The organism is Eudoraea sp., from assembly GCF_039969275.1.
In the GTDB taxonomy this organism is placed as follows: Bacteria; Bacteroidota; Bacteroidia; order Flavobacteriales; family Flavobacteriaceae; genus Eudoraea.
In genome coordinates, this window is sequence record NZ_JBDVOC010000015.1 from 138,020 (window position 1) to 158,858 (window position 20,839).

Annotated in this window: 22 protein-coding genes; 10 read left to right on the plus strand and 12 right to left on the minus strand. The window is 36.7% G+C overall.

The annotated features are described in order from the left end of the window. The 8 genes from hemE to ABJH90_RS14670 are packed head-to-tail and all read left to right on the plus strand — an operon-like array spanning nt 1 to nt 7,370. The gene (hemE, locus tag ABJH90_RS14635) at nt 1-1,029 is read left to right on the plus strand and encodes a uroporphyrinogen decarboxylase (RefSeq protein ID WP_348140629.1); all 1,029 of its coding nucleotides are present in this window, start codon (nt 1-3) and stop codon (nt 1,027-1,029) included. 39 nt (nt 1,030-1,068) lie between these two features. After that, entirely contained in the window at nt 1,069-1,608 is a 540-nt protein-coding gene (locus ABJH90_RS14640; RefSeq protein WP_348140631.1) for a GNAT family N-acetyltransferase, read from the plus strand. Continuing rightward, on the plus strand, nt 1,598-2,500 hold the full coding sequence (hemF, locus tag ABJH90_RS14645) for an oxygen-dependent coproporphyrinogen oxidase (RefSeq protein WP_348140633.1): 903 nt from the start codon (nt 1,598-1,600) through the stop codon (nt 2,498-2,500). The genes ABJH90_RS14640 and hemF overlap by 11 nt, the downstream gene beginning before the upstream one ends. 39 nt (nt 2,501-2,539) lie before the next feature. Next, nucleotides 2,540-3,328: a PhzF family phenazine biosynthesis protein gene (locus ABJH90_RS14650; protein ID WP_348140635.1), complete on the plus strand. Its 789-nt coding sequence runs from the start codon at nt 2,540-2,542 to the stop codon at nt 3,326-3,328. A gap of 41 nt (nt 3,329-3,369) precedes the next feature. After that, nucleotides 3,370-4,359 (plus strand): porphobilinogen synthase, encoded by a 990-nt coding sequence (gene hemB, locus ABJH90_RS14655; protein WP_348140637.1) that lies wholly within the window; start codon nt 3,370-3,372, stop codon nt 4,357-4,359. A gap of 32 nt (nt 4,360-4,391) precedes the next feature. Continuing rightward, nucleotides 4,392-5,735: a serine hydrolase gene (locus tag ABJH90_RS14660; protein WP_348140639.1), complete on the plus strand. Its 1,344-nt coding sequence runs from the start codon at nt 4,392-4,394 to the stop codon at nt 5,733-5,735. 54 nt (nt 5,736-5,789) lie between these two features. Next, nucleotides 5,790-6,893, plus strand: coding sequence for a hemolysin family protein (locus ABJH90_RS14665; RefSeq protein ID WP_348140640.1), 1,104 nt, complete (start codon nt 5,790-5,792; stop codon nt 6,891-6,893). A gap of 3 nt (nt 6,894-6,896) precedes the next feature. Then, on the plus strand, nt 6,897-7,370 hold the full coding sequence (locus ABJH90_RS14670; protein WP_348140642.1) for a methylated-DNA--[protein]-cysteine S-methyltransferase: 474 nt from the start codon (nt 6,897-6,899) through the stop codon (nt 7,368-7,370). Between the two features lie 159 nt (nt 7,371-7,529). Here ABJH90_RS14670 and ABJH90_RS14675 read toward each other — a convergent pair whose 3' ends face one another. Together ABJH90_RS14675 and ABJH90_RS14680 are read right to left on the minus strand one after the other, a co-directional pair. After that, nucleotides 7,530-8,666 (minus strand): hypothetical protein, encoded by a 1,137-nt coding sequence (locus ABJH90_RS14675; protein ID WP_348140644.1) that lies wholly within the window; start codon nt 8,664-8,666, stop codon nt 7,530-7,532. Nucleotides 8,667-8,773: 107 nt separating this feature from the next. Then, nucleotides 8,774-8,971, minus strand: coding sequence for a hypothetical protein (locus tag ABJH90_RS14680; RefSeq protein ID WP_348140646.1), 198 nt, complete (start codon nt 8,969-8,971; stop codon nt 8,774-8,776). A gap of 257 nt (nt 8,972-9,228) precedes the next feature. On the opposite strand from ABJH90_RS14680, the gene ABJH90_RS14685 reads away from it, so the two are divergent. Then, nucleotides 9,229-9,942, plus strand: a complete 714-nt coding sequence (locus ABJH90_RS14685) for a 3'-5' exonuclease (protein WP_348140648.1) — start codon at nt 9,229-9,231, stop codon at nt 9,940-9,942. A 29-nt stretch (nt 9,943-9,971) separates the two neighbouring features. Here the strand turns inward: ABJH90_RS14685 and ABJH90_RS14690 are convergent, their stop codons facing one another. Continuing rightward, nucleotides 9,972-10,943, minus strand: a complete 972-nt coding sequence (locus ABJH90_RS14690) for an endonuclease/exonuclease/phosphatase family protein (RefSeq protein WP_348140650.1) — start codon at nt 10,941-10,943, stop codon at nt 9,972-9,974. Nucleotides 10,944-11,019: 76 nt separating this feature from the next. Here ABJH90_RS14690 and hflX point away from each other — a divergent pair, with 76 nt between their 5' ends. Then, nucleotides 11,020-12,231 carry a GTPase HflX gene (hflX, locus tag ABJH90_RS14695; protein WP_348140652.1) on the plus strand — a complete coding sequence of 404 codons (1,212 nt, stop codon included), beginning with the start codon at nt 11,020-11,022 and terminating at the stop codon, nt 12,229-12,231. Nucleotides 12,232-12,994: 763 nt separating this feature from the next. Here the strand turns inward: hflX and ABJH90_RS14700 are convergent. The 9 genes from ABJH90_RS14700 to ABJH90_RS14740 all read right to left on the minus strand — a co-directional run bounded on the left by ABJH90_RS14700 (nt 12,995) and on the right by ABJH90_RS14740 (nt 20,691). Next, on the minus strand, nt 12,995-13,921 hold the full coding sequence (locus tag ABJH90_RS14700; RefSeq protein ID WP_348140654.1) for a DUF3078 domain-containing protein: 927 nt from the start codon (nt 13,919-13,921) through the stop codon (nt 12,995-12,997). 66 nt (nt 13,922-13,987) lie between these two features. Then, a complete protein-coding gene (locus tag ABJH90_RS14705) occupies nt 13,988-14,491 on the minus strand; it encodes a DUF2480 family protein (protein WP_348140656.1) in 504 nt (167 codons plus the stop codon). Nucleotides 14,492-14,520: 29 nt separating this feature from the next. Beyond that, entirely contained in the window at nt 14,521-14,847 is a 327-nt protein-coding gene (locus tag ABJH90_RS14710; RefSeq protein ID WP_348140658.1) for a DUF59 domain-containing protein, read from the minus strand. Between the two features lie 18 nt (nt 14,848-14,865). After that, nucleotides 14,866-15,288, minus strand: coding sequence for a SufE family protein (locus tag ABJH90_RS14715; protein WP_348140660.1), 423 nt, complete (start codon nt 15,286-15,288; stop codon nt 14,866-14,868). Nucleotides 15,289-15,362: 74 nt separating this feature from the next. Continuing rightward, a complete protein-coding gene (locus ABJH90_RS14720) occupies nt 15,363-16,589 on the minus strand; it encodes a cysteine desulfurase (protein ID WP_348140662.1) in 1,227 nt (408 codons plus the stop codon). Nucleotides 16,590-16,621: 32 nt separating this feature from the next. Then, nucleotides 16,622-17,938, minus strand: a complete 1,317-nt coding sequence (gene sufD / locus ABJH90_RS14725) for a Fe-S cluster assembly protein SufD (RefSeq protein WP_348140664.1) — start codon at nt 17,936-17,938, stop codon at nt 16,622-16,624. A 70-nt stretch (nt 17,939-18,008) separates the two neighbouring features. After that, nucleotides 18,009-18,761: a Fe-S cluster assembly ATPase SufC gene (gene sufC / locus ABJH90_RS14730; protein WP_348140666.1), complete on the minus strand. Its 753-nt coding sequence runs from the start codon at nt 18,759-18,761 to the stop codon at nt 18,009-18,011. A gap of 120 nt (nt 18,762-18,881) precedes the next feature. Then, complete coding sequence (gene sufB / locus ABJH90_RS14735) at nt 18,882-20,327, minus strand: Fe-S cluster assembly protein SufB (RefSeq protein WP_348140668.1); 1,446 nt, start codon at nt 20,325-20,327, stop codon at nt 18,882-18,884. 34 nt (nt 20,328-20,361) lie between these two features. Beyond that, nucleotides 20,362-20,691 carry an iron-sulfur cluster assembly accessory protein gene (locus ABJH90_RS14740; protein WP_297704416.1) on the minus strand — a complete coding sequence of 110 codons (330 nt, stop codon included), beginning with the start codon at nt 20,689-20,691 and terminating at the stop codon, nt 20,362-20,364. Nucleotides 20,692-20,839 lie beyond the last annotated feature (148 nt).

Consider the following 20,839-nt stretch of genomic DNA (forward strand, 5'->3'; position numbering starts at 1 on the left):
ATGAGTATAAAAAACGATTTATTTTTAAGAGCATTACAAGGTGAAACTGTCGAGCGTCCCCCTGTTTGGATGATGAGGCAGGCAGGTAGATACCTGCCCGAATTTCTGGAGATTAAGGAAAAATATGATTTCTTCACTAGATGTCAGACCCCGGAATTAGCTTCTGAAATTACAGTCCAACCTATTCGTCGATTTGGAATGGATGCCGCCATCCTTTTTAGCGATATTCTTGTTATACCTCAAGCTATGCAAATTGAAGTGCAAATGAAACCCGATTTTGGACCCTATTTGCCCAAGCCTATTCGCTCTCAAAAAGATGTGGATCGCGTTTTAGTACCCGATGTTAATGAAGAATTGAATTATGTAATGCAGGCTATTGCCGCAACTAAGGAGAAATTGCAAAATGAGATTCCTCTAATTGGTTTCGCAGGTTCTCCATGGACTATTTTATGTTATTGCGTACAGGGGCAAGGCAGTAAAACCTTTGATAAAGCCAAAGAATTCTGTTTTACACAACCAACAGCTGCTCATAACTTATTGCAGAAAATTACTGACACCACTATCTCCTATTTGAAAGCCAAAGTAAAAGCAGGCGTAAATGCAGTTCAGATATTCGATTCATGGGGTGGCATGCTTTCACCCGATGACTACAAAGAATTTTCATGGTATTATATCCAGCAGATTATAGATGCCCTAAAGGAGGAAACGCAGGTAATTGTCTTTGGCAAAGGTTGTTGGTTTGCATTAGGCGATATGGCGAAATCCGGTGCAGCTGCACTTGGAGTGGATTGGACTTGTTCGGCCCGAAATGCCAGATATTTGACAGGAGGGAAAATAACCCTCCAGGGAAATTTTGATCCTTCCCGCCTATTGTCTCCCCCTGAGGTCATTAAAAAAATGGTCACCCAAATGATTAATGATTTTGGAAAGGATAAATATGTAGTTAATTTGGGCCATGGGATTTTGCCCAATGTCCCTGTGGAAAATGCCAAGGCTTTTATTGATGCCGTTAAAGCATATGGGCAATAGCACAAATTTATTCAACACTTAGATGGAACCTATTAATGGATGTCGGATAGCTTTTTAAATAAACCATTTATTGTTGAGCCATTAGTAACGGAAGATGCTTCTAGTTTACATAGGTTAATGACGTCAAATAAAAAGGATTTTCAACGCTTTTTCCCGATTACACTATCCCAAAATGAGACTATTGAGGCCTCTGAAAAGTATATTCTTAGTAAAAGTGAAGCTTTAAGATCAAAATCAGAGTATACTTTTGGTATAAAAACAGATAATGCTGTTGTGGGTTTGATTATCTTAAAAAAAGTGAATTGGGAACTTAGGCGGGGTGAAATAGCCTATTGTATTGATAAAATATATCAAGGTAAAGGTTGGATTACCCGAGTCGTAAAAGAAATCAGTGCTTTTGCATTCACTGATCTCGGCTTAAAAACCCTGGAAATTATTGTATACAGGGAAAATAAAGCCAGTGTTAGAGTAGCTGAAAAATGCGGGTTTGAATGGAAAAAAACATTTTTAAAAGGCTATACACCCCGAAATGAAGAACCCATTGATATGGAATTATATGAAAGATCATATGAAAAATAAATTCTACAGTTACATTGAAGAACTTCAAGACACAATTACTTCCAGATTAGAAGAAATAGATGGTTCTGCTAAATTTCGTGAAGATATTTGGAAACGTCCGGAAGGTGGTGGAGGCAGGACCAGAGTAATAGAAGATGGTTCGGTTTTTGAAAAGGGTGGAGTAAACATTTCTGCTGTTCATGGTGCACTTCCTAAAAGTATGCAAACCTATTTTGGTGTAAAGGATGCAGATTTTTATGCTTGCGGTCTAAGTCTGGTGCTCCACCCGGGAAATCCGATGGTTCCAACTGTGCACGCCAACTGGCGCTATTTTGAAATGTATGATAAAAAGGGTGCATTGGTAGATCAATGGTTTGGGGGAGGTCTCGATCTTACACCATATTATTTATTTGAGGAAGATGTTAAGCACTTTCATTCAGTTTGTAAATCATCTTGTGATACCCATGATCCAAATTTTTATAAAATCTACAAAAAGAAATGTGATGAATATTTCTGGAACAGTCATCGTGGAGAAGCACGAGGAGTAGGAGGTTTATTTTTTGATTACTGCAAAGTTTCCGATAATATGAGCATTGAGGATTGGTATAACTTTGTCACCGAGGTTGGAGATAGGTTCCTGGAAGCATATATACCAATTGTTATAAAAAGAAAGCCTCTCGGATATAGCAATAAACAAAGGGATTGGCAAGAAATTCGCCGAGGTCGTTATGTTGAATTTAATCTGGTTCATGACAAGGGTACACTTTTTGGATTAAAGACTAATGGCCGTATTGAAAGTATTCTTATGAGCTTACCCCCACATGTTCAATGGCAGTATGACCATCATCCGGAAAAAGGTAGTGAGGAGGCCAGATTAATTAAAGTATTAGAGAATCCAAAATCATGGATTTGACATCTTTTAATTGTAATTTAGAAGCCAAGCCCTCTAAAAATGCTACAAAAAATATTTCAAATAGATGCCTTTACAGATCGGTTATATTCCGGTAATCCTGCTGCTGTTTGCATCTTGGAAAACTGGATAGAAGATAGCATAATGCAAAAAATTGCCATGGAAAATAATCTTGCTGAAACCGCCTTTGCCGTTAAAGAAGGTTCTCAATATATTATTAGATGGTTTACACCTGAGTTGGAAGTAGATTTGTGCGGGCATGCAACATTGGCAACTGCTTTCGTCCTATTTAACAATTATAATCTGAATGACTCTTATATTGAATTTTTTTCGCCTAGAAGCGGAAAACTGTTGGTAGAAAAAGGTGAAAATGAATTATTAATACTGGACTTCCCTACAGATGAAATTAAATCTATAAAACCAATCCAGGCTCTTGTCGAAGCAATTGGTAAGACTCCGGTGTGCACGCTAAAAGGAAAGACCGACTATCTCCTTATTTATAATTCACAGAAAGACATTGAACAATTGAACCCAAATTTCTTTCTTCTTAATCAACTAGATGCCCGAGGGGTAATTGTTTCCGCCCCTGGAGAGAGTGTAGATTTTGTATCGCGTTTTTTTGCTCCCCAATGCGGAGTCAATGAAGATCCTGTTACCGGTTCAGCCCATACCAGCCTAATACCCTATTGGTCTAAGGTTCTCGGGAAATCTGAGCTTGCAGCCAAACAGTTATCTAAAAGAGGGGGTGATATTTATTGCGAATTCCTTGACAAACGGGTTAAAATTGCAGGGAGGGCGGTTCCATATTTAAAAGGTGAGATTATTATTTAGAATATATTCATTTCTGTTACCTTTAACTTAAAATAAAACCAATGTATCCACTTCGAAGAAATAGAAGATTACGAGCAAACAATGCGGTCAGACATTTGGTTCGTGAAACAATTTTAACCCCTAGTGATTTTTTAGTTCCATTATTTGTTGTTGAAGGCCATGGAATTAAGGAAGAAATTCCTTCAATGCCCAATTATTATAGATTGAGCCTAGATAACTTGGGTAAAGAAGTAAAAGAACTCTGGAAAATGGGCCTATGTGCTGTTCTGCTTTTTGTAAAAGTGCCCGAATCACTAAAGGATAATAAAGGAACAGAAGCTCTAAATGAACATGGTTTAATGCAGCGTGCAATTAACTCGGTAAAAAGCGCTTGTCCTGATATGCTGGTTATGACAGATGTTGCACTTGACCCTTATTCATCATATGGGCATGATGGAATTGTGGCTAATGGCCAGATTCTTAATGATGAGACAAGTGAGATATTGGCACAAATGAGTATTTCACATGCAGAGGCAGGTGCAGACTTTGTAGCTCCCAGCGATATGATGGACGGTAGGATACAAATTATCAGAGAAGCTTTGGAGGATGAGGAATTAACCAATACAGGAATCATGTCTTATTGCGCCAAGTATGCAAGTGGATTTTATGGCCCATTCCGTGATGCTTTGGAATCAGCTCCTGTAGACAAGGCCAATGTTCCTGCAGATAAGCAGACCTACCAGATGGATCCGGCCAATAGGATAGAAGCTATTAAAGAAGCCCATATGGATGTTGACGAGGGTGCTGACATTATTATGGTAAAACCGGGAATTTGTTATCTGGACATTGTAAGAGAAATAAAAGATGAAGTAGAAGTGCCCGTGGCAGTATACCAGGTTTCGGGAGAATATTCAATGCTTAAGGCTGCCGCAGAAAAAGGTTGGCTGGATCATGATGCCGTTATGATGGAACAATTGATCTCAATAAAACGGGCCGGTGCAGATATCATTGCCAGCTATTTTGCAAGAGAAGCAGTAAAACTAATGGGCTAGTAATCTTACTAGCCTCACTTTACCATAGTTCTATGGGAAGATTTCCTATATCTTATTATCAATTTTATTTTTTAATACTATTTGGTATATTATCTTTTTTGTCTTATGCACAGGATAGTTCTAGAGAAAATTCTGGCAATCAATTCGACCAAATAACTAATAGGTTTATACCAATAGATCTGATTTCAGAGGAAACGGACCATAAAGTTGATTCTATTATTATTAATGGCATAAAGAGCCAAGCTTTTCCCGGTGCCCAGATTTTAGTTGCGAAAAAAGGTGAAATCATATTTCATAAAACTTATGGTTTTTATACTTACGACAGTATTCAACCAGTAGCCCTGAATGCCATCTATGACCTTGCATCAGTAACAAAAATTACAGGCCCCTTGCTTGCTTTAATGAAACTATATGACGAAGGAAAACTTGATCTGGATATGCCTTTTAGTCGCTATTGGAAACCCTGGAAACATATAAAAAACAAAAATGAACTAAGCCTTCGCGAGATACTTTCACATCAGGCTGGATTGAAGCCTTATATAGTTTTTCTAAATGAAGTTCAAAAAAATGGGCGAACAAAACGAAAATTTGTCCATTCCGAGCCTTCGCCAAGATTTCAAAATCAGGCTTATGAGAATCTTTATGTAAAAAATAAGTTTATTTCAAAAATGCACAGGAAAATTAATAGATCCAAGGTGAGTGAAGATAAAATTTATCTATATTCCGGGCTGGCATTTTTAATATTTCCGCAGCTCGTTTCACAACTTAGCGGCGAGTCTTACGAGTATTACTTACAAAAAAACTTCTATCTGCCAATGGGGGCTGCTACACTTGGGTTTAAGCCCAAAACAAAGAAATATCCTAATGCTATTGTCCCAACCGAAATGGATACTGTTTTCAGGAAAGGTATTGTAAAAGGTTGGGTTCACGATGAAAATGCCGCTCTTATGGGAGGAATCTCTGGTAATGCAGGCCTTTTTGGGACAGCCAGAGACCTGTTTATATTAATGCAGATGTATCAGAATTACGGTATTTATGATGGCCACAGGTATCTTTCCGAAGCTACCCTAAAAGAATTTACAAAAGTACAGTATTCTGAGAATGACAACAGGCGTGGTCTTGGTTTTGACAAGCCCCTCCTAAATAATAGGGAATTGCCCATATCCGAGGCCTATCCGGCGATGGATGCAAGCATGGATAGCTTTGGACATAGCGGTTTTACAGGAACCTTTATATGGGCCGACCCAATAAACCAATTGGTATTTATTTTCTTATCTAATAGGGTTTACCCCACTCGCGACAATCGAAATTTATACGAGTTGAATATCCGAACACAATTACATCAGTTGTTTTATGAGGATGAGGGGCATCAATAAATAATCAAAATAGTAAATCATATTATTAGTATTTTAGTGTTCTAATCAATATTTATGGAATTATTACTTTTTTATGCTTCTGTGTCTATCTTTTTTTCTTTTTTGTGTTCCATTTTAGAAGCAGTTTTATTAAGTGTAACGCCAACTTTTATTAATGTTAAGAAAAAAGAAGGGAAGCATTATGCTGTTACACTGGAAGAATTGAAAAAAGATGTGGACCAACCACTTATAGCTATCCTTACGCTAAATACAATTGCACATACTGTTGGTGCAATACTGGTAGGCGTTCAGGCTAAGGTAGCATATCAGGAAATATATGGGAGCACTACCCGTAGCCTTTTTGGTATCGCATATACTGAAGAAGTCATGGTAGGAGTTGTATCTACGATCATGACGATACTAATACTTGTACTCTCAGAGATCATACCAAAAACAATTGGTGCTACCTATTGGAAAAAACTAGCCAATTTTACAGCAAAGGCTCTAAGAATAATGGTTCTGGCCTTAAAATGGACCGGCTTACTATGGGTGCTTCAGTTATTTACGCGACTTATTGGTAAAAAAGAAGTTCATGGCAGTGTCCTGAGCAGAGAAGATTTCACTGCAATGGCAGATATTGCTCATGAAGAAGGTGTTTTTCAGGAATCAGAATCGAAAGTGATTAAAAATCTTCTGAAATTTGATGAAATCTATGCAAAGGACGTCATGACACCTCGTGCTGTCATGAAGTTAGCCGAAGAATCTATGTCTATCAAAGACTTTTTTGAGGAAAACCCAAAACTACGGTTCTCGAGGATTCCTATATATGGCGAGAGCGTAGACATAATTACCGGTTATGTTCTTAAAGACAATGTTTTAGAAGAGATTATCCATGAAAACGGAGATATTCCTTTATCAGAAATTAAAAGGGACTTGTTAGTTACTAAAAGGAATACCCCTATACCACAACTATTTGAAACTTTGATTGCGAAAAGAGAGCATATTGCTCTGGTTGTCGATGAATATGGCTCCGTTAGTGGGCTAGTTACCATGGAGGATGTCATAGAAACCTTATTAGGGCTCGAAATAATGGATGAAAGCGATAATGTTGAAGATTTGCAGCATCTGGCCAGGAAAAAGTGGGAAGACAGAGCTAAAAAAACGGGTATAATTGAATAAAAAATGGCTACTGCATATATTAGTACCCCTTTGGGGAGTGCAAAACTTGAAGGAGATGAAAATGGGCTTACCTCTGTTACCGTGCTCGAAAGAGATGAATCCGAAAGCAAAATAATCCCTGAAGTCCTCGTGGATGCGTCATATCAACTAAATGAGTACTTTAAAGGTGAACGACAGAATTTTAACCTCTTGATAAATCCGGAAGGTACCGAATTTCAAAAAAAGGTTTGGACCTCATTATTAGAAATACCTTACGGAAAAACCATGTCTTATTTGGAACTTTCAAAGAAACTTGGTGATGTAAAAGCTATTCGCGCGGTTGCTTCAGCTAATGGAAAAAACCCTTTATGGATAATTATCCCCTGCCACAGGGTAATTGGTTCTGATGGTTCATTAACAGGTTATGCCGGTGGTTTGCACCGCAAAAAATGGCTGTTAAACCACGAGAGTCCCTCCAGGCAACAATCCTTATTCTAATTCTCCAAACCAGTTGGTTTGTATAAGCATAATTCCAAAATCGAAATTGGTGCTAATAGGATTTTTGTCGTAGATTTTATTCCTATTATCTACTTAAGTAAAAAAAAGGGTTTATTGCAATGATTATTAAACAAACCAGATAGTTGGTTCCCTACTTTTTTAATTTTCAACAAAACGAGTCGGTGCAAATTCCAAATTAGTGTTTCTCAATAACCCACCTTCTTCGGAAATAACAATTATTCCGCCTTCCAGGATTTCTTCATCTACTAACTTGGCGTAACCCATGAGAAATGTATTGCTTATTTCATTATAGTCAAAAGCTGTAAGTTCAATATCCAATCCAACCTCATCCTGAACTTGTTGTACAATGGACGGCATATCAATTACTCTATTTTCTTTTGTAATAAAATCATAAGTGGCCGGCCCAAAAGGGATATTGGAAGGCTGTGCATAAAGATTGAGATAATATAGTTTCTCATTTACGATACTGGCCTCAGACTGAATAGGCCCGGCAAAGAAATACCTGTTTATTGAGAAGAGGTCTTCCTGTATTACTTCCAAGGTCCGTAAATCATAAAGCGTTAATTCATAATCAGACGCCGAATTCCCACTGATAATAATCAACTCTCCTTCTTTATTAATCAAAATACTTGGTACCGATTTTCCAAAATCAAAAGTTCTTATTAAATCATTACTTTCAGTATCTAAGACAGAAAGTTTATAGTTGGACTGCTGATCCAGAAAAGTAATTAATAGCCGGTCATCATAATATAAAGGTTCAAAAACATCATTTACGTTAAATTCCACAATTAAATCTATCTCCTGATCAGTAGCCAGATTAATAGTCCTTATTCCATAATTTGCAGATCCTACAGGGCTGAAATATCCCAGAAAAAGTTTATTTTCCGAATTAGCTCCCCAGATAACTGATCTATCATTTGATATGGTATAAAACTCATTTAGAAAAGTACTCTGCCCAGTTACATAATTTCTTTGTACTGCAGAAAAACTGCTGGCTGCATAGCTGAAAAAAGTGAGAAGGTCTGAAACCTGTCTCAAAGTAAGGTACTCTCTGTTAATATTGCTTTCTGTCGTTAGGTTGAATAACTCACCTTCATCAAGAGTTCCATCGTAGTTAAACTGAAAAACACTTTGAAAATTCTCCCCTATTACCGTGTAATTGGGCATTTGAACTTCAGAAACCATATCGGATTGGTTGTCGTCATTGGCACAACTCAGAAAAAGTATACCAATAATACAGAGGTGGAGAACCCACCGGAACCTATAAAATTTCATGCAGCTTTTTTTTTAAAGATACATAATATCTAGTAGGTTGAGGATAACAGTAAAAGCAAGTTGATTACCAATATGATTTACAGTCAGGATTGGGGTTACGGTTAAAATTAATTATTGGAAATTGCGTCATCTGCTTTGATGTCTTGCGAAACACCTAAAACATTCTCTTCCCCTGGTGTAATAATATCCAAATCACCTTCATTGTCTGAGTCATCATTAGTGCAGGATACAACAAAACAAAGAGAAAATACAAAAGCCAGTGAAAGCAGCTTTTTAGTAACATTTATATAGAATTGCGGTTTCATATCAATAATGATTTGTAATACTATTTAGGGATATTAAAACGTTTTTATGTTCTTTTTATTGAATGTTGGGATTGTAATTCGATGAACTGCAACCATTTTGCAATAACAACTCCTATCTTGGATCAAACTGCTAAGCAAGGAAGGATTACAGGTTCTGAATATTGTTGTTATCTTTAGTTGAATAGAACCAAAGAGCAACAATTTTATATAAGGGTGTATTCAATTTGAAATTGAAGTTAATTTAATAGTTATTTGGGATGATACAGAAACTAAATCTTGAACATATCCTTTTTTTAGACATCGAAACTGTTCCTGAAGTAGCCGAATATGCTCAATTAGATGATTACAAGAAAGAGCTATGGGAACACAAATCACAGTATCAACGCAAAGATGAGTTGACTGCTGAAGAATTTTATGAAAGGGCAGGGATATGGGCAGAATTTGGTAAAATAATATGTATCTCAGTAGGGTATTTTTCATTTAAAGATGATGTTCGTAATTTCAGGGTTACTACATTTAAGGGTGATGAAGTAAAGATTTTAAAAGACTTTATACGATTGCTAAACGAACATTATAGCCGTCCAAAAAACCTGCTTTGTGCACATAATGGTAAGGAATTTGATTTTCCGTATATAGCGCGCAGATTAATTATTAAGGGAATGTCACTCCCATATAAGTTAGATCTTTTTGGTAAAAAACCCTGGGAAGTGCCTCATTTAGATACAATGGAGCTATGGAAATTTGGAGATTTCAAGCATTACACCTCCTTAAAACTTATGGCCAATGTTCTGGGTATTCCCTCTCCCAAAGAAGATATTGATGGTAGTATGGTCAGAGCTGTTTATTATGAAGAAGGTGATTTGGATCGCATTGTAGCTTATTGTGAATTAGATGTTATCACTTTAGCACAAGTCTTTCTAAGATTGCGAAATGAGCAGTTGTTGCGGGAGGATGAAATCATTCATGTTTAGAATTCTTTTTTAAATATCCCCAATCAGTATTAATTGAATTTTAATTGAATATAAACAGGGAAGTGGTCACTGTATCCTCCTTTATACTTTTGCCCTACATACGTTCTAAATGGGTTTCCAGCATATTTGCCATCCCATTCTTTAAGCTGATGGTCGTCAAAAATATTAGCATGCGCAAAACTATGGGTGCCTTTTTCATAATTGAAAAAACTATGAGAGACCAGAATCTGATCAAAAAGTGACCAGGTTCTTCTATAGTTTGCACTACCTCTTTCCGGAGTCCATAGTTTTTCCAATGGATTGTACAGCAATTTAGATTCTACCAAAGTCTGAACACTCTGGGCATCCGGACCATCATTAAAATCTCCCATGACAATATAATTTGGATTTGAATAATTTTTTTCAATTCCAGTCATATAATCCCTAATGGTCTCGGCAGCTTTAATTCTTTTGTAATCCGTTTCTACATCTCCATTTCTGCGTGATGGCCAGTGATTAACAAAAACATGAATTTCCTCTCCGTTCAAAACACCGTGAATATAGAGTATGTCTCTGGTGGTGTCTCTTTCACCTTCAGGATTGAAAATCAGCAAAGGAATAGGTGTCGAATGTAAGACCCTAAAATTCGATTTCAAAAATACCAAAGCCGTATCTATTCCTCTTTCATCCGGAGAATCATAATGAACGTAATCGTAATCCTCATTTTTTAAAGCCCCGGTGGAAATCAGGTCCTTAATAACCTCTTTGTTCTCAACCTCTGCTATACCCACAAGTACTGGTGGTTTGTTAGTGGATTTAATCCCTATTCTGGAAATGGTATTGGCAAGTTTGAGTAACTTCTTTTTATACCGCCTTTTGGTCCATTTTTTCTTTCCCTTTGGGGTAAAATCTATATCAAGTGTATTTTGATCATCTCCTACATCAAAAAGATTCTCCAGGTTATAGAAGGCGATGGTATGAACATTTTTGAGTTTATTTCTTTTCAGAAATGAAAAAATCATGAATTTTTTATTTGGTTTCCAAAATTACGAAAATCACTTGGTTCCAATTACTTAGATTTGCACTATAATTTATCAGATGTTAGAGAAGCAGAATACAGAATATGAAAAAGCAATTCTGGTGGGTGTTATTAACAGACAGCAGAATGAAAAGAAAGTACAGGAATATCTTGATGAACTGGAATTTCTTACTTATACAGCAGGCGGCGAAGTATTGAAACGTTTTGTTCAACGAGTCGATGTACCCAACCCAAAAACATTTATTGGCAGTGGTAAAATTCAGGAAATAGAGGCATATGTAGACGAAAACGAAATTGGGTCTGTCATATTTGATGATGAGCTTTCAGCCGTTCAGCAGCGTAATATTGAGAAAATACTGCGTTGTAAAATTCTGGACAGAACAGGATTAATACTTGACATTTTTGCACAAAGAGCCAAAACCAGCTATGCCCGTACACAAGTAGAGCTCGCGCAATATGAATATTTATTACCTCGGCTGACCGGATTATGGACGCATCTTGAAAGGCAAAGAGGAGGTATTGGAATGAGAGGTCCTGGAGAAACGGAAATTGAAACAGACCGTCGGATAGTCAGAGATAGAATAGCGCTTCTAAAAAAGAAATTAACCAAAATTGACCGCCAAATGGGTACCCAACGCGGAAACCGTGGAGCCCTGGTGCGTGTAGCCTTGGTAGGGTATACCAATGTAGGCAAATCAACACTTATGAACGTTATAAGTAAAAGTCAGGTTTTTGCTGAAGACAAATTGTTTGCCACGCTAGACACAACTGTTAGAAAAGTGGTGCTGGGAAATTTACCCTTTTTGTTAAGCGATACCGTTGGGTTTATACGTAAACTACCTACACAATTAGTAGAGAGTTTTAAAAGTACCTTAGATGAGGTTAGAGAAGCAGATCTTTTGCTTCATATCGTAGATATTTCACATCCGAATTTTGAAGATCATATTAATTCTGTGAATCAAATATTGAACGAGATTGACTCTTCTGATAAGAAAACAATAATGGTCTTTAACAAAATTGATCTTTACGAGCAGGAAATTTTAGAAGATGATGATTTGGTGACGGTAAGGAGTTCTAAGCACTTTACAATTGAAGAATGGAAACATACCTGGATGCAACAATTGGGTGAAAATGCAATCTTTATTTCTGCTCTGAAAAAGGAGAATCTGGAGGAGTTCCGTAAAAAAGTATACAATGCGGTAAGGGAAATACATATTTCGCGATTCCCCTATAATAATTTCCTCTATCCTGAACACCTGGATGGATATTAATTAAAGTCTATTACTTTTTAGATTATCCATCTGAAATTGTAAGTGAATTATGCCTCTGCAAATCATAGGCATCAAGTCATTCATCTGACAACTGATACACTTCGTATTTTTCACAACAATATAACTCTACTTCACAACAATAATTTAGAAATTCTAAAGAAGCGAACTACATTTACATTGTAATTAAGTGTTAGTGTTTAACCCCAAATCAAAGCATAACTTAATTTAAGTGTTATTCTTCCCGATGTTAATCGGGATGATCGAAACCCAAATCGGCACTTAACCAAAGTATTAGATTAACAAACCAAGTTTTACAAACCTACTTTTCTAACAAAGCCCCGACGGAAACGCCGGGGTTTTTTTGTTTATTAATAGTATGAGTATTAATATCCTGGAAATAACAATCAAAAACTTTCGTCTATATACTCTAAAAGTCTAAATAATTAATGCCGTAAGATTCTTTCATTAAAAGTTTAAAATGCATTTCACCGAAGTAAATAAACCACTCATATTTTTCACAACATTCAGAGATGGATTCACAACATATTTTATGATCAAAAGTTTGTTCAACCTATCTTTACGTAGTAATTAAGTGATAGTGTTCAACCCCAAATCTAACCCTGAACTTAATTTAAAGTGCTCGATTCCCCAAATCGACTCTTAACCAAAATACTAATTGACAAACCAAATTTTACCAACCTACTTAACTAAAAAACCCCGACAGATCTGCCGGGGTTTTTTAGTTGTGAATATTCAGACCGTGTTAAAACTTATAGCTTAACCCTATCGTATAGTATGTCTGAAGGTCGTTATCGATATTATCAAAAGTAGCAGTTGGGTCTCCTAATGTAGTAAGGGCATAGTTAAGAGCCTCTTGTTTATTATCCCTCAGACCAAAATCAAATCCAATTCCTATCATTTTCCATAAGGTATAACTGAAGGAGTTCGTCCAGGTCCAGTTAGACAAATTAGAACTCTCATAACTTTGGAACATAGACAGGTTTGTTTTAAAATTGATTGCACCTAAGTCTTTACTGTAATCAGCAACGATCTTTGCTCCCAAAGAGGACTCGAAAATTGAGTCTCCACTGCTAAAAACAAAGTTGTAGTTTAATGGATGGATCACTATAAAAAGATCTTTAGCAGGAGTCCAGGTCGCACCCACACCAAGATCCAGATACCCCGGATCGTTAAAGTTACTTAAAATGGTAGTTCTGTATTCTACAAGGCCTGAGATAGCAAATTTTTCGCTTAATTTTCGTCCGTATAATGATGAAATATTAAATATATCTGTCGCCTGTCTAAAGCCATCTCGATCATCAGGATCATCCTTATCATCAAATTTTACCCAATTAAGATTTAGAGTTAGTGCACTCCTCCAGAAGTATTTACTTTCGTTCCTATTGGCAAAACCATTAACTGTAAACCCTAATGTTCCTGCTGAATTATTAGGGGTCTCTTGAGCATACCAATTATTGAATCCGGAAAAACTACCTCCAATTGTACCAAATGCCCCAACTTTCCATCCGGGTAGCGCATCTATCTGAGCCTGAATAGCATCTGCCCTACCTTGAATTGCGGCTATAGAGTCAGTTTTGCTGGCCTTCGCTGCTTGCAATTCCTCCTTAGTTTGTGAAAAGGAATATACGGTACTGGCTAACATAGCCAGTATCAACAATATTTTTTTCATAATGTCTAGATTTTATTTAGAAGGGCAAATGTAAGGATTATTGGGAAAATTTAACATAAATGAATTCTATTTCCTTTTATACAAAGGCACGGAAGAACAAGCCTCTCCATACATGATACTTTTAGCTACTGGTTGAAGCTTAATGGTAGCCCATAGATAGGCATTTGGTGGAATCGGTTTATTGCTACAGCCCTTAATTATTACAGGTTTATCTTTAAAGTCGGAGACTTCAAGATTTTCAATTATTGATTGAAAAACAGTTGTTTCCAGATCTTCCAAAGAGCCTAAAACCACTTTCTTTACATAGGGCTGCAATTTTGTGGAGATTAGCATAAAAGCCCATCCTGGTATTATGGCATCTGAAGAGCAGTTAAGAGCGACATAGGCATCTTTATATTGCTCCCAATTATGCGAAGCTATTTGGTTCCTAAATTCCTTCTCTTTAAGTATAAGACTCTCAAACAGCCAGTCCTTTATGTCTATTTGTAACCTGCTCCCTTGAGGATAGTATTCTTCCAAATCAAGGGTTACCAGTTTACTTTGGGCTACACGATTAACTATTTCAGACATACTTCAGAAGATTTACTTTAAGTACTAAATTAAAGAAGTCCCAACTCCAGTTTGGCTTCTTCGCTCATTAGATCCTGGGTCCAGGGAGGATCAAAGGTAATTTCAACTTCCGCATCTTTAACAAGATCCAGAGATTTTACCCTTTCTTCTACCTCAACAGGCAAAGTTTCGGCCACTGGGCAGTTGGGTGAGGTAAGCGTCATCAATATTTTTACATCCTTGTCCTCATTGACAAAAACATCATAGATTAATCCCAATTCATAAATATCTACTGGAATCTCAGGATCATAAATTGTCTTGAGAACAGTCACTATTTTCTCGCCAAGTTCTCGCGTATTTACCGCTGCTTCACTCATATCTATCGGATTAATTATTTAATTCAATTGTGTTTGGTATGCAATGGCATATAATTTCAATTGCTTTATCATACTTACCAACCCATTCGCCCGGGTTGGAGATAAATGATCTTTAAGACCTATTTTATCAATAAAATCTGTATTTGCCCCTATAATATCTATCGGTTTTTGATTACTAAAGACTCTAATTAAAATTGCAATAATACCTTTAGTAATAATAGCATCACTATCGGCTGTAAAAACAAGTTTGTCCTCCTCCAGTTCTGCATGCACCCAAACCTTACTCTGGCAACCTTTGATTATATTGTCTTCTGTTTTATACTGCTCTTCAATTAATGGAAGTGATTTCCCTAATTCTATCATATATTCATAGCGCTGCATCCAGTCATCAAACATGGAAAACTCTTCTACAATTTCATTTTGAATTTCTTCAATACTCATAAAAAGGATTTCGGCTAAAATACAATAAGTATTAGTGGTTTTCAACAGTTTGGGAAAATGATAACACGCTCTGTCTAGGTTAGCATTTGCTTAGCCTTTTTTATTCCTTCCACAAGAATGTCCACTTCCTCTTTAGTATTATAAAAGCTAAAACTTGCCCTAATAGTTCCTGGAATCTTATAGTAATCCATAATTGGTTGCGCACAGTGATGCCCTGTTCTTACTGCGATTCCTAATTTATCCAGAATCGTACCTATGTCATATGGATGAATGCCTTCTAGATTAAAGGAAATGACTGATGTTTTATGCCTGGAAGTTCCGTATATCTTTAGCCCCTTGATCGAAGTAAGTTCCTTAGTGGCATATTCCAGGAGCTCTTTTTCATAACTGGCTATTGCCCGGTAACCCAAAGAATTTATATAATCGAGCGCTGCTCCAAAAGCTATTCCACCACATATATTTGGAGTCCCCGCCTCAAACTTGTGAGGCAGATTAGCATAAGTTGTTTTTTCAAAGGTGACCTCTGCTATCATCTCTCCTCCACCCTGATATGGTGGTAATTTCGTGAGCCATTCTTCCTTTCCATATAAAATACCTACCCCAGTTGGTCCACAAATTTTATGTGCAGAAATTGTGTAAAAATCAACATTCAACTTTTGAACATCTATTTTAATATGGGGAGCTGCCTGAGCACCATCAATAAGAACTGCTGCTCCGACTTTATGTGCCAATAAAATAATTTGTTCTATTGGATTTATTGTGCCCAAAGCATTAGACACATGATTACAAACCACCAATTTAGTACACTTCGAAAGCAGCCTATTGTATTCCTCCATAATGATGTCGCCCTCATGGTTCATTGGAATTACTTTTAAGATAGCGCCTGTTCGATCACATAGCATTTGCCAAGGAACTATATTGGAATGGTGTTCCATGGCAGATACCAGTATCTCATCTCCTTTTTTTAGAAATGATGTAAAACCATTAGCCACCAGGTTAATGCTGTCTGTAGTTCCTGAAGTAAAAATAATTTCATGTGGTTCGGCCGCATTTATATGTTTTTGAACCTTTATACGTGCATTTTCATAAGCATCTGTAGCCTCCTGAGATAAGGTATGCACCCCTCTGTGAATGTTAGCATTATAACGAGAATAATAATCTACAATACTATTTATGACTTGTTTTGGTGTCTGTGAAGTAGCCGCATTATCCAGGTAAACTAATGGATATCCATTAACTTTCCTTTTGAGAATAGGAAAATCCTTGCGAATAGTTTCAATATCCAATTTGGTTATAATCATAAGACCAGAGCTATTTATAGCTAAACTAAATATTAAAGGTCAAATCCCAGCTGAACACCTAATTTCTTGGCAATCAGCCTATTAATTCTCATTTTTAATTCAGGAATTCGAACACTTTCCAACACATTATTGGCAAACGCATACATCAAGAGTGCCGCAGCTTCTTTTTTTGGTATTCCTCTGGTTTGCAGATAAAAGAGTGCCTCTTCATCTAATTGTCCAATAGTGCAACCATGAGAACATTTTACATCATCTGCAAAGATCTCCAGTTGTGGTTTAGTATTGATAGTAGCCTTGTCGCTTATCAAAATATTATTGTTCTGTTGAAAAGCATTGGTCTTTTGAGCAATCTTATCCACTATAATTTTGCCATTGAATACCCCTATAGACTTTTCTCCATAAATTCCTTTGTAATCCTGATGGCTTTCGCAATTAGGTTCTCTGTGATGTACCAGGGTATGATGATCTACATGCTGTTTTTCACCGAGTATAGTTACCCCTTTCATGGTAGAATCAATATATTCTCCATTCTGGTAATAATTAAGATTATTCCTGGTTAACTTTCCACCAAAGGAAAAGGTATGAACTTTCACTACACTATTGCTCTTTTGAGAAATGTAGGTATTATCTATTAAGGATGCATTTTTAACGTCGTTTTGAACTTTGTAATAATCTACAATAGCATTCTTTGCAGCAAAAATCTCAGTAACACAATTTGTTAATACTTCATTGGAAGTAAGACTTTGATGCCGCTCAATAATCTGAAGTTCGGCATTTTCTTCTGCAATAATTAAATTGCGCGGTTGCAGTAACAATGCAGCTTCATTACCCGTGGCAAAATGCAATATTTCTATTGGCTTTTTGGGCATTTTATTTTTGGGGATATAAATATAAGCCCCCTCTTTACTAAATGCTGTATTTAGTGTTGTTAGTGATTCATCTTTTGAGGCTACCTTATTAAAGTAAACATCTATTATCTGCTTATACATTGGTTTGCTCAGGGCGGCACTCATAAGGCATATATCTACCCCGTCATGTGTGGTTTCAGAAAGGAATGAACTATATACACCATCAATGAATACTATCTTATAAGTATCTATCTCATGCAGAAAATACCGCTTAACATCCTTGTATTCCAGGGCATTTATCTGTTTTGGAAAGATGCTGAAATCTATCTTTTGTAAACTGTTTAAAGAGGTGTATTTCCAGGCCTCCTGTTTTCTGTCAGGAAAACCTTTAAGTTCGAAGTTCTTAATTGCCTCCGAGCGTATATCATGAACCGGATGATCCACATCTACATTGTTCTCAAATGCCAGGAACGAAGAAACCAGTTTATCCTTTAAATCCATAATTTTGTTTTCTGTTTATTGTCATTATAAAACAATTCGCTTTCAAATAATCAATTGATTCAACTGAATATTAAACAACCGATTCATTTTTTAACCAATCGTAGCCCTTATCCTCCAATTCCAATGCTAATTCTTTGGTGCCTGATTTTACAATTTTACCGTCGTGTATAACATGTACAAAATCTGGAATAATATATTCCAACAATCGCTGGTAATGAGTAATAACTATAATAGCGTTGTCTTTGCCCCTAAGTTTATTCACCCCATTGGCTACAATTCGCAAGGCATCAATATCCAGACCGGAATCTGTTTCATCCAAAATAGCGAGTTTTGGTTCTAACATTGCCATTTGAAAAATTTCATTTCGTTTTTTTTCTCCACCTGAAAATCCTTCATTTAAAGAGCGAGATAAAAACTTTCTGTCAATTTCCAGCAACTCGGATTTCTCACGGATAAGTTTCAACATTTGGTTAGCAGGCATGTCTTCTAATCCGCGTGCTTTCCTGGACTCATTTATTGCTGTTTTCATAAAATTGGTTACGGAAACCCCAGGTATCTCAACAGGGTACTGAAACGAAAGAAAAATTCCTTTGTGCGCTCTTTCTTCAGGAGAAGTATCTTCCAGATCTACACCATCCAATTCTATATTCCCTTCTGTAATTTCAAATTCTTCTTTTCCGGCAATTACTGAGGCAAGGGTGCTTTTCCCCGAACCATTAGGGCCCATAATAGCATGTACCTCTCCTGCCTTTACTTCCAGGTTTATTCCGTTTAATATTTCATTACCTTCTACACCTGCGTGCAGATTATTTACTTTTAACATACTCTCTTTAGTTTAAATATTCAGGTGCTTTTGGCATTTTATTAAAGTCGTCCTTTTGATGTTCCAAATATACCTTAGCCCTCTTTTCCTTAGCCAAAGTTTCAAATTTTTTCATAGTAATTAACCTACTGAACCTTCAAGGCTGATTTCCAATAATTTTTGGGCTTCAACGGCAAATTCCATGGGAAGTTTGTTAAGTACTTCCTTGCTAAAACCGTTTACAATTAGGGCAATAGCTTTTTCCGTTTCTATTCCTCTCTGATTGCAATAAAAAATCTGATCTTCTCCTATTTTACTGGTAGTGGCTTCGTGTTCAATCTGTGCCGTTTTATTCTTTACTTCTATATATGGGAAAGTATGTGCCCCACAGTCATTTCCCATCAGCAAAGAGTCACATTGCGAAAAATTCCTGGCATTCTTGGCCCTGCTGTTCACCTGTACCAATCCTCTGTAGCTGTTTTGTGACTTCCCGGCGGAAATCCCTTTAGAAATAATGGTGCTTTTGGTGTTTTTCCCTAAATGGATCATTTTAGTTCCCGTATCTGCCTGCTGATAATTATTTGTTACTGCGATGGAATAGAATTCACCTATAGAATTATCTCCTTTTAAAACACAGGATGGGTACTTCCAGGTAATAGCTGATCCGGTTTCTACCTGTGTCCAGGAAATCTTGGCGTTTTTCTCACACAACCCTCTTTTTGTAACAAAATTATATACTCCTCCTTTACCTTCTTTATCACCAGGGAACCAGTTTTGAACCGTGGAATATTTTATTTCCGCATTATCCAGTGCGATAAGTTCCACCACGGCAGCGTGTAATTGGTTTTCATCTCTCGATGGTGCCGTACAACCTTCCAGATAACTCACATAACTTCCCTCATCAGCAATAACCAGAGTGCGTTCAAATTGTCCGGTGCCAGCCTGATTTATTCTAAAATAAGTCGACAATTCCATAGGACATCTTACCCCTTTTGGGATGTAACAAAAAGATCCGTCAGAGAATACTGCAGAATTTAAGGCGGCATAGAAATTATCTTTTTGTGGTACTACAGTACCGAGGTGCTTTTTAACTAATTCCGGATGTTCTTTTATTGCTTCGGAAATAGAGCAAAAGATAATTCCTTTTTCTGCCAGTGTTTTTTTGAAAGTAGTTGCAACAGAAACTGAATCCATAACAATATCCACTGCTACACCGGCAAGTTTTTTCTGTTCATCCAGGGAAATTCCCAGTTTTTTAAATGTATCCAATAATTCAGGATCTACTTCGTCTAAACTTTCGTACTTCGGTTTTTTATTAGGTGCCGAATAATATGAAATATTTTGAAAATCAGGTTTTTTATAGTGGATATTAGCCCATTCGGGCTCTATCATTTCCTTCCAGGCACGGAAAGCTTCCAGGCGCCAGGAAGTCATCCACTCCGGTTCCTCCTTCTTTTTAGAAATAGCGATAACAATATCTTCATTTAACCCTTTTGGAAAGGTGTCAGACTCAATATCGGTATAGAAACCATATTCATATTCTTTGGTTTCCAGTTCTTTTTTTAATTCTTCTTCGGTATATGCCATAGGCCACTAAATCCCTCACAGGGACCCCATATATTTATAATGAAAAACTCTCACCACAGCCACATGTGCGCTGTGCATTAGGATTATTAAAAACGAATCCCTTACCATTGAGCCCTCCGGAATACTCCAGAGTTGTGCCCACCAGATAGAGAAAACTCTTCTTATCTACTATGATGCGTACAGCATTATCTTCAAAAACCTTATCGGCCTCATCAACTTTATTGTCAAAATTTAATTCATAGGATAAACCGCTGCAACCTCCACTTTTCACACCAACCCTAACAAAATCCTTTTCAGCATCAAAACCTTCCTCTGTCATGAGTAAGGTAACCCGCTGTTTTGCTGTTTCTGATACTTTAATCATCTTTTATCCTTATTTGGTATTATTCTAAATAGTTTACAAATATAGGGTATAGTTAGGGTTTTATCATAATTACTAACATTATAATAACGTATAAAACCATAGAGGTTATCTATTGACTTTTAGATAAACAGGTGAAACGGATAGATAA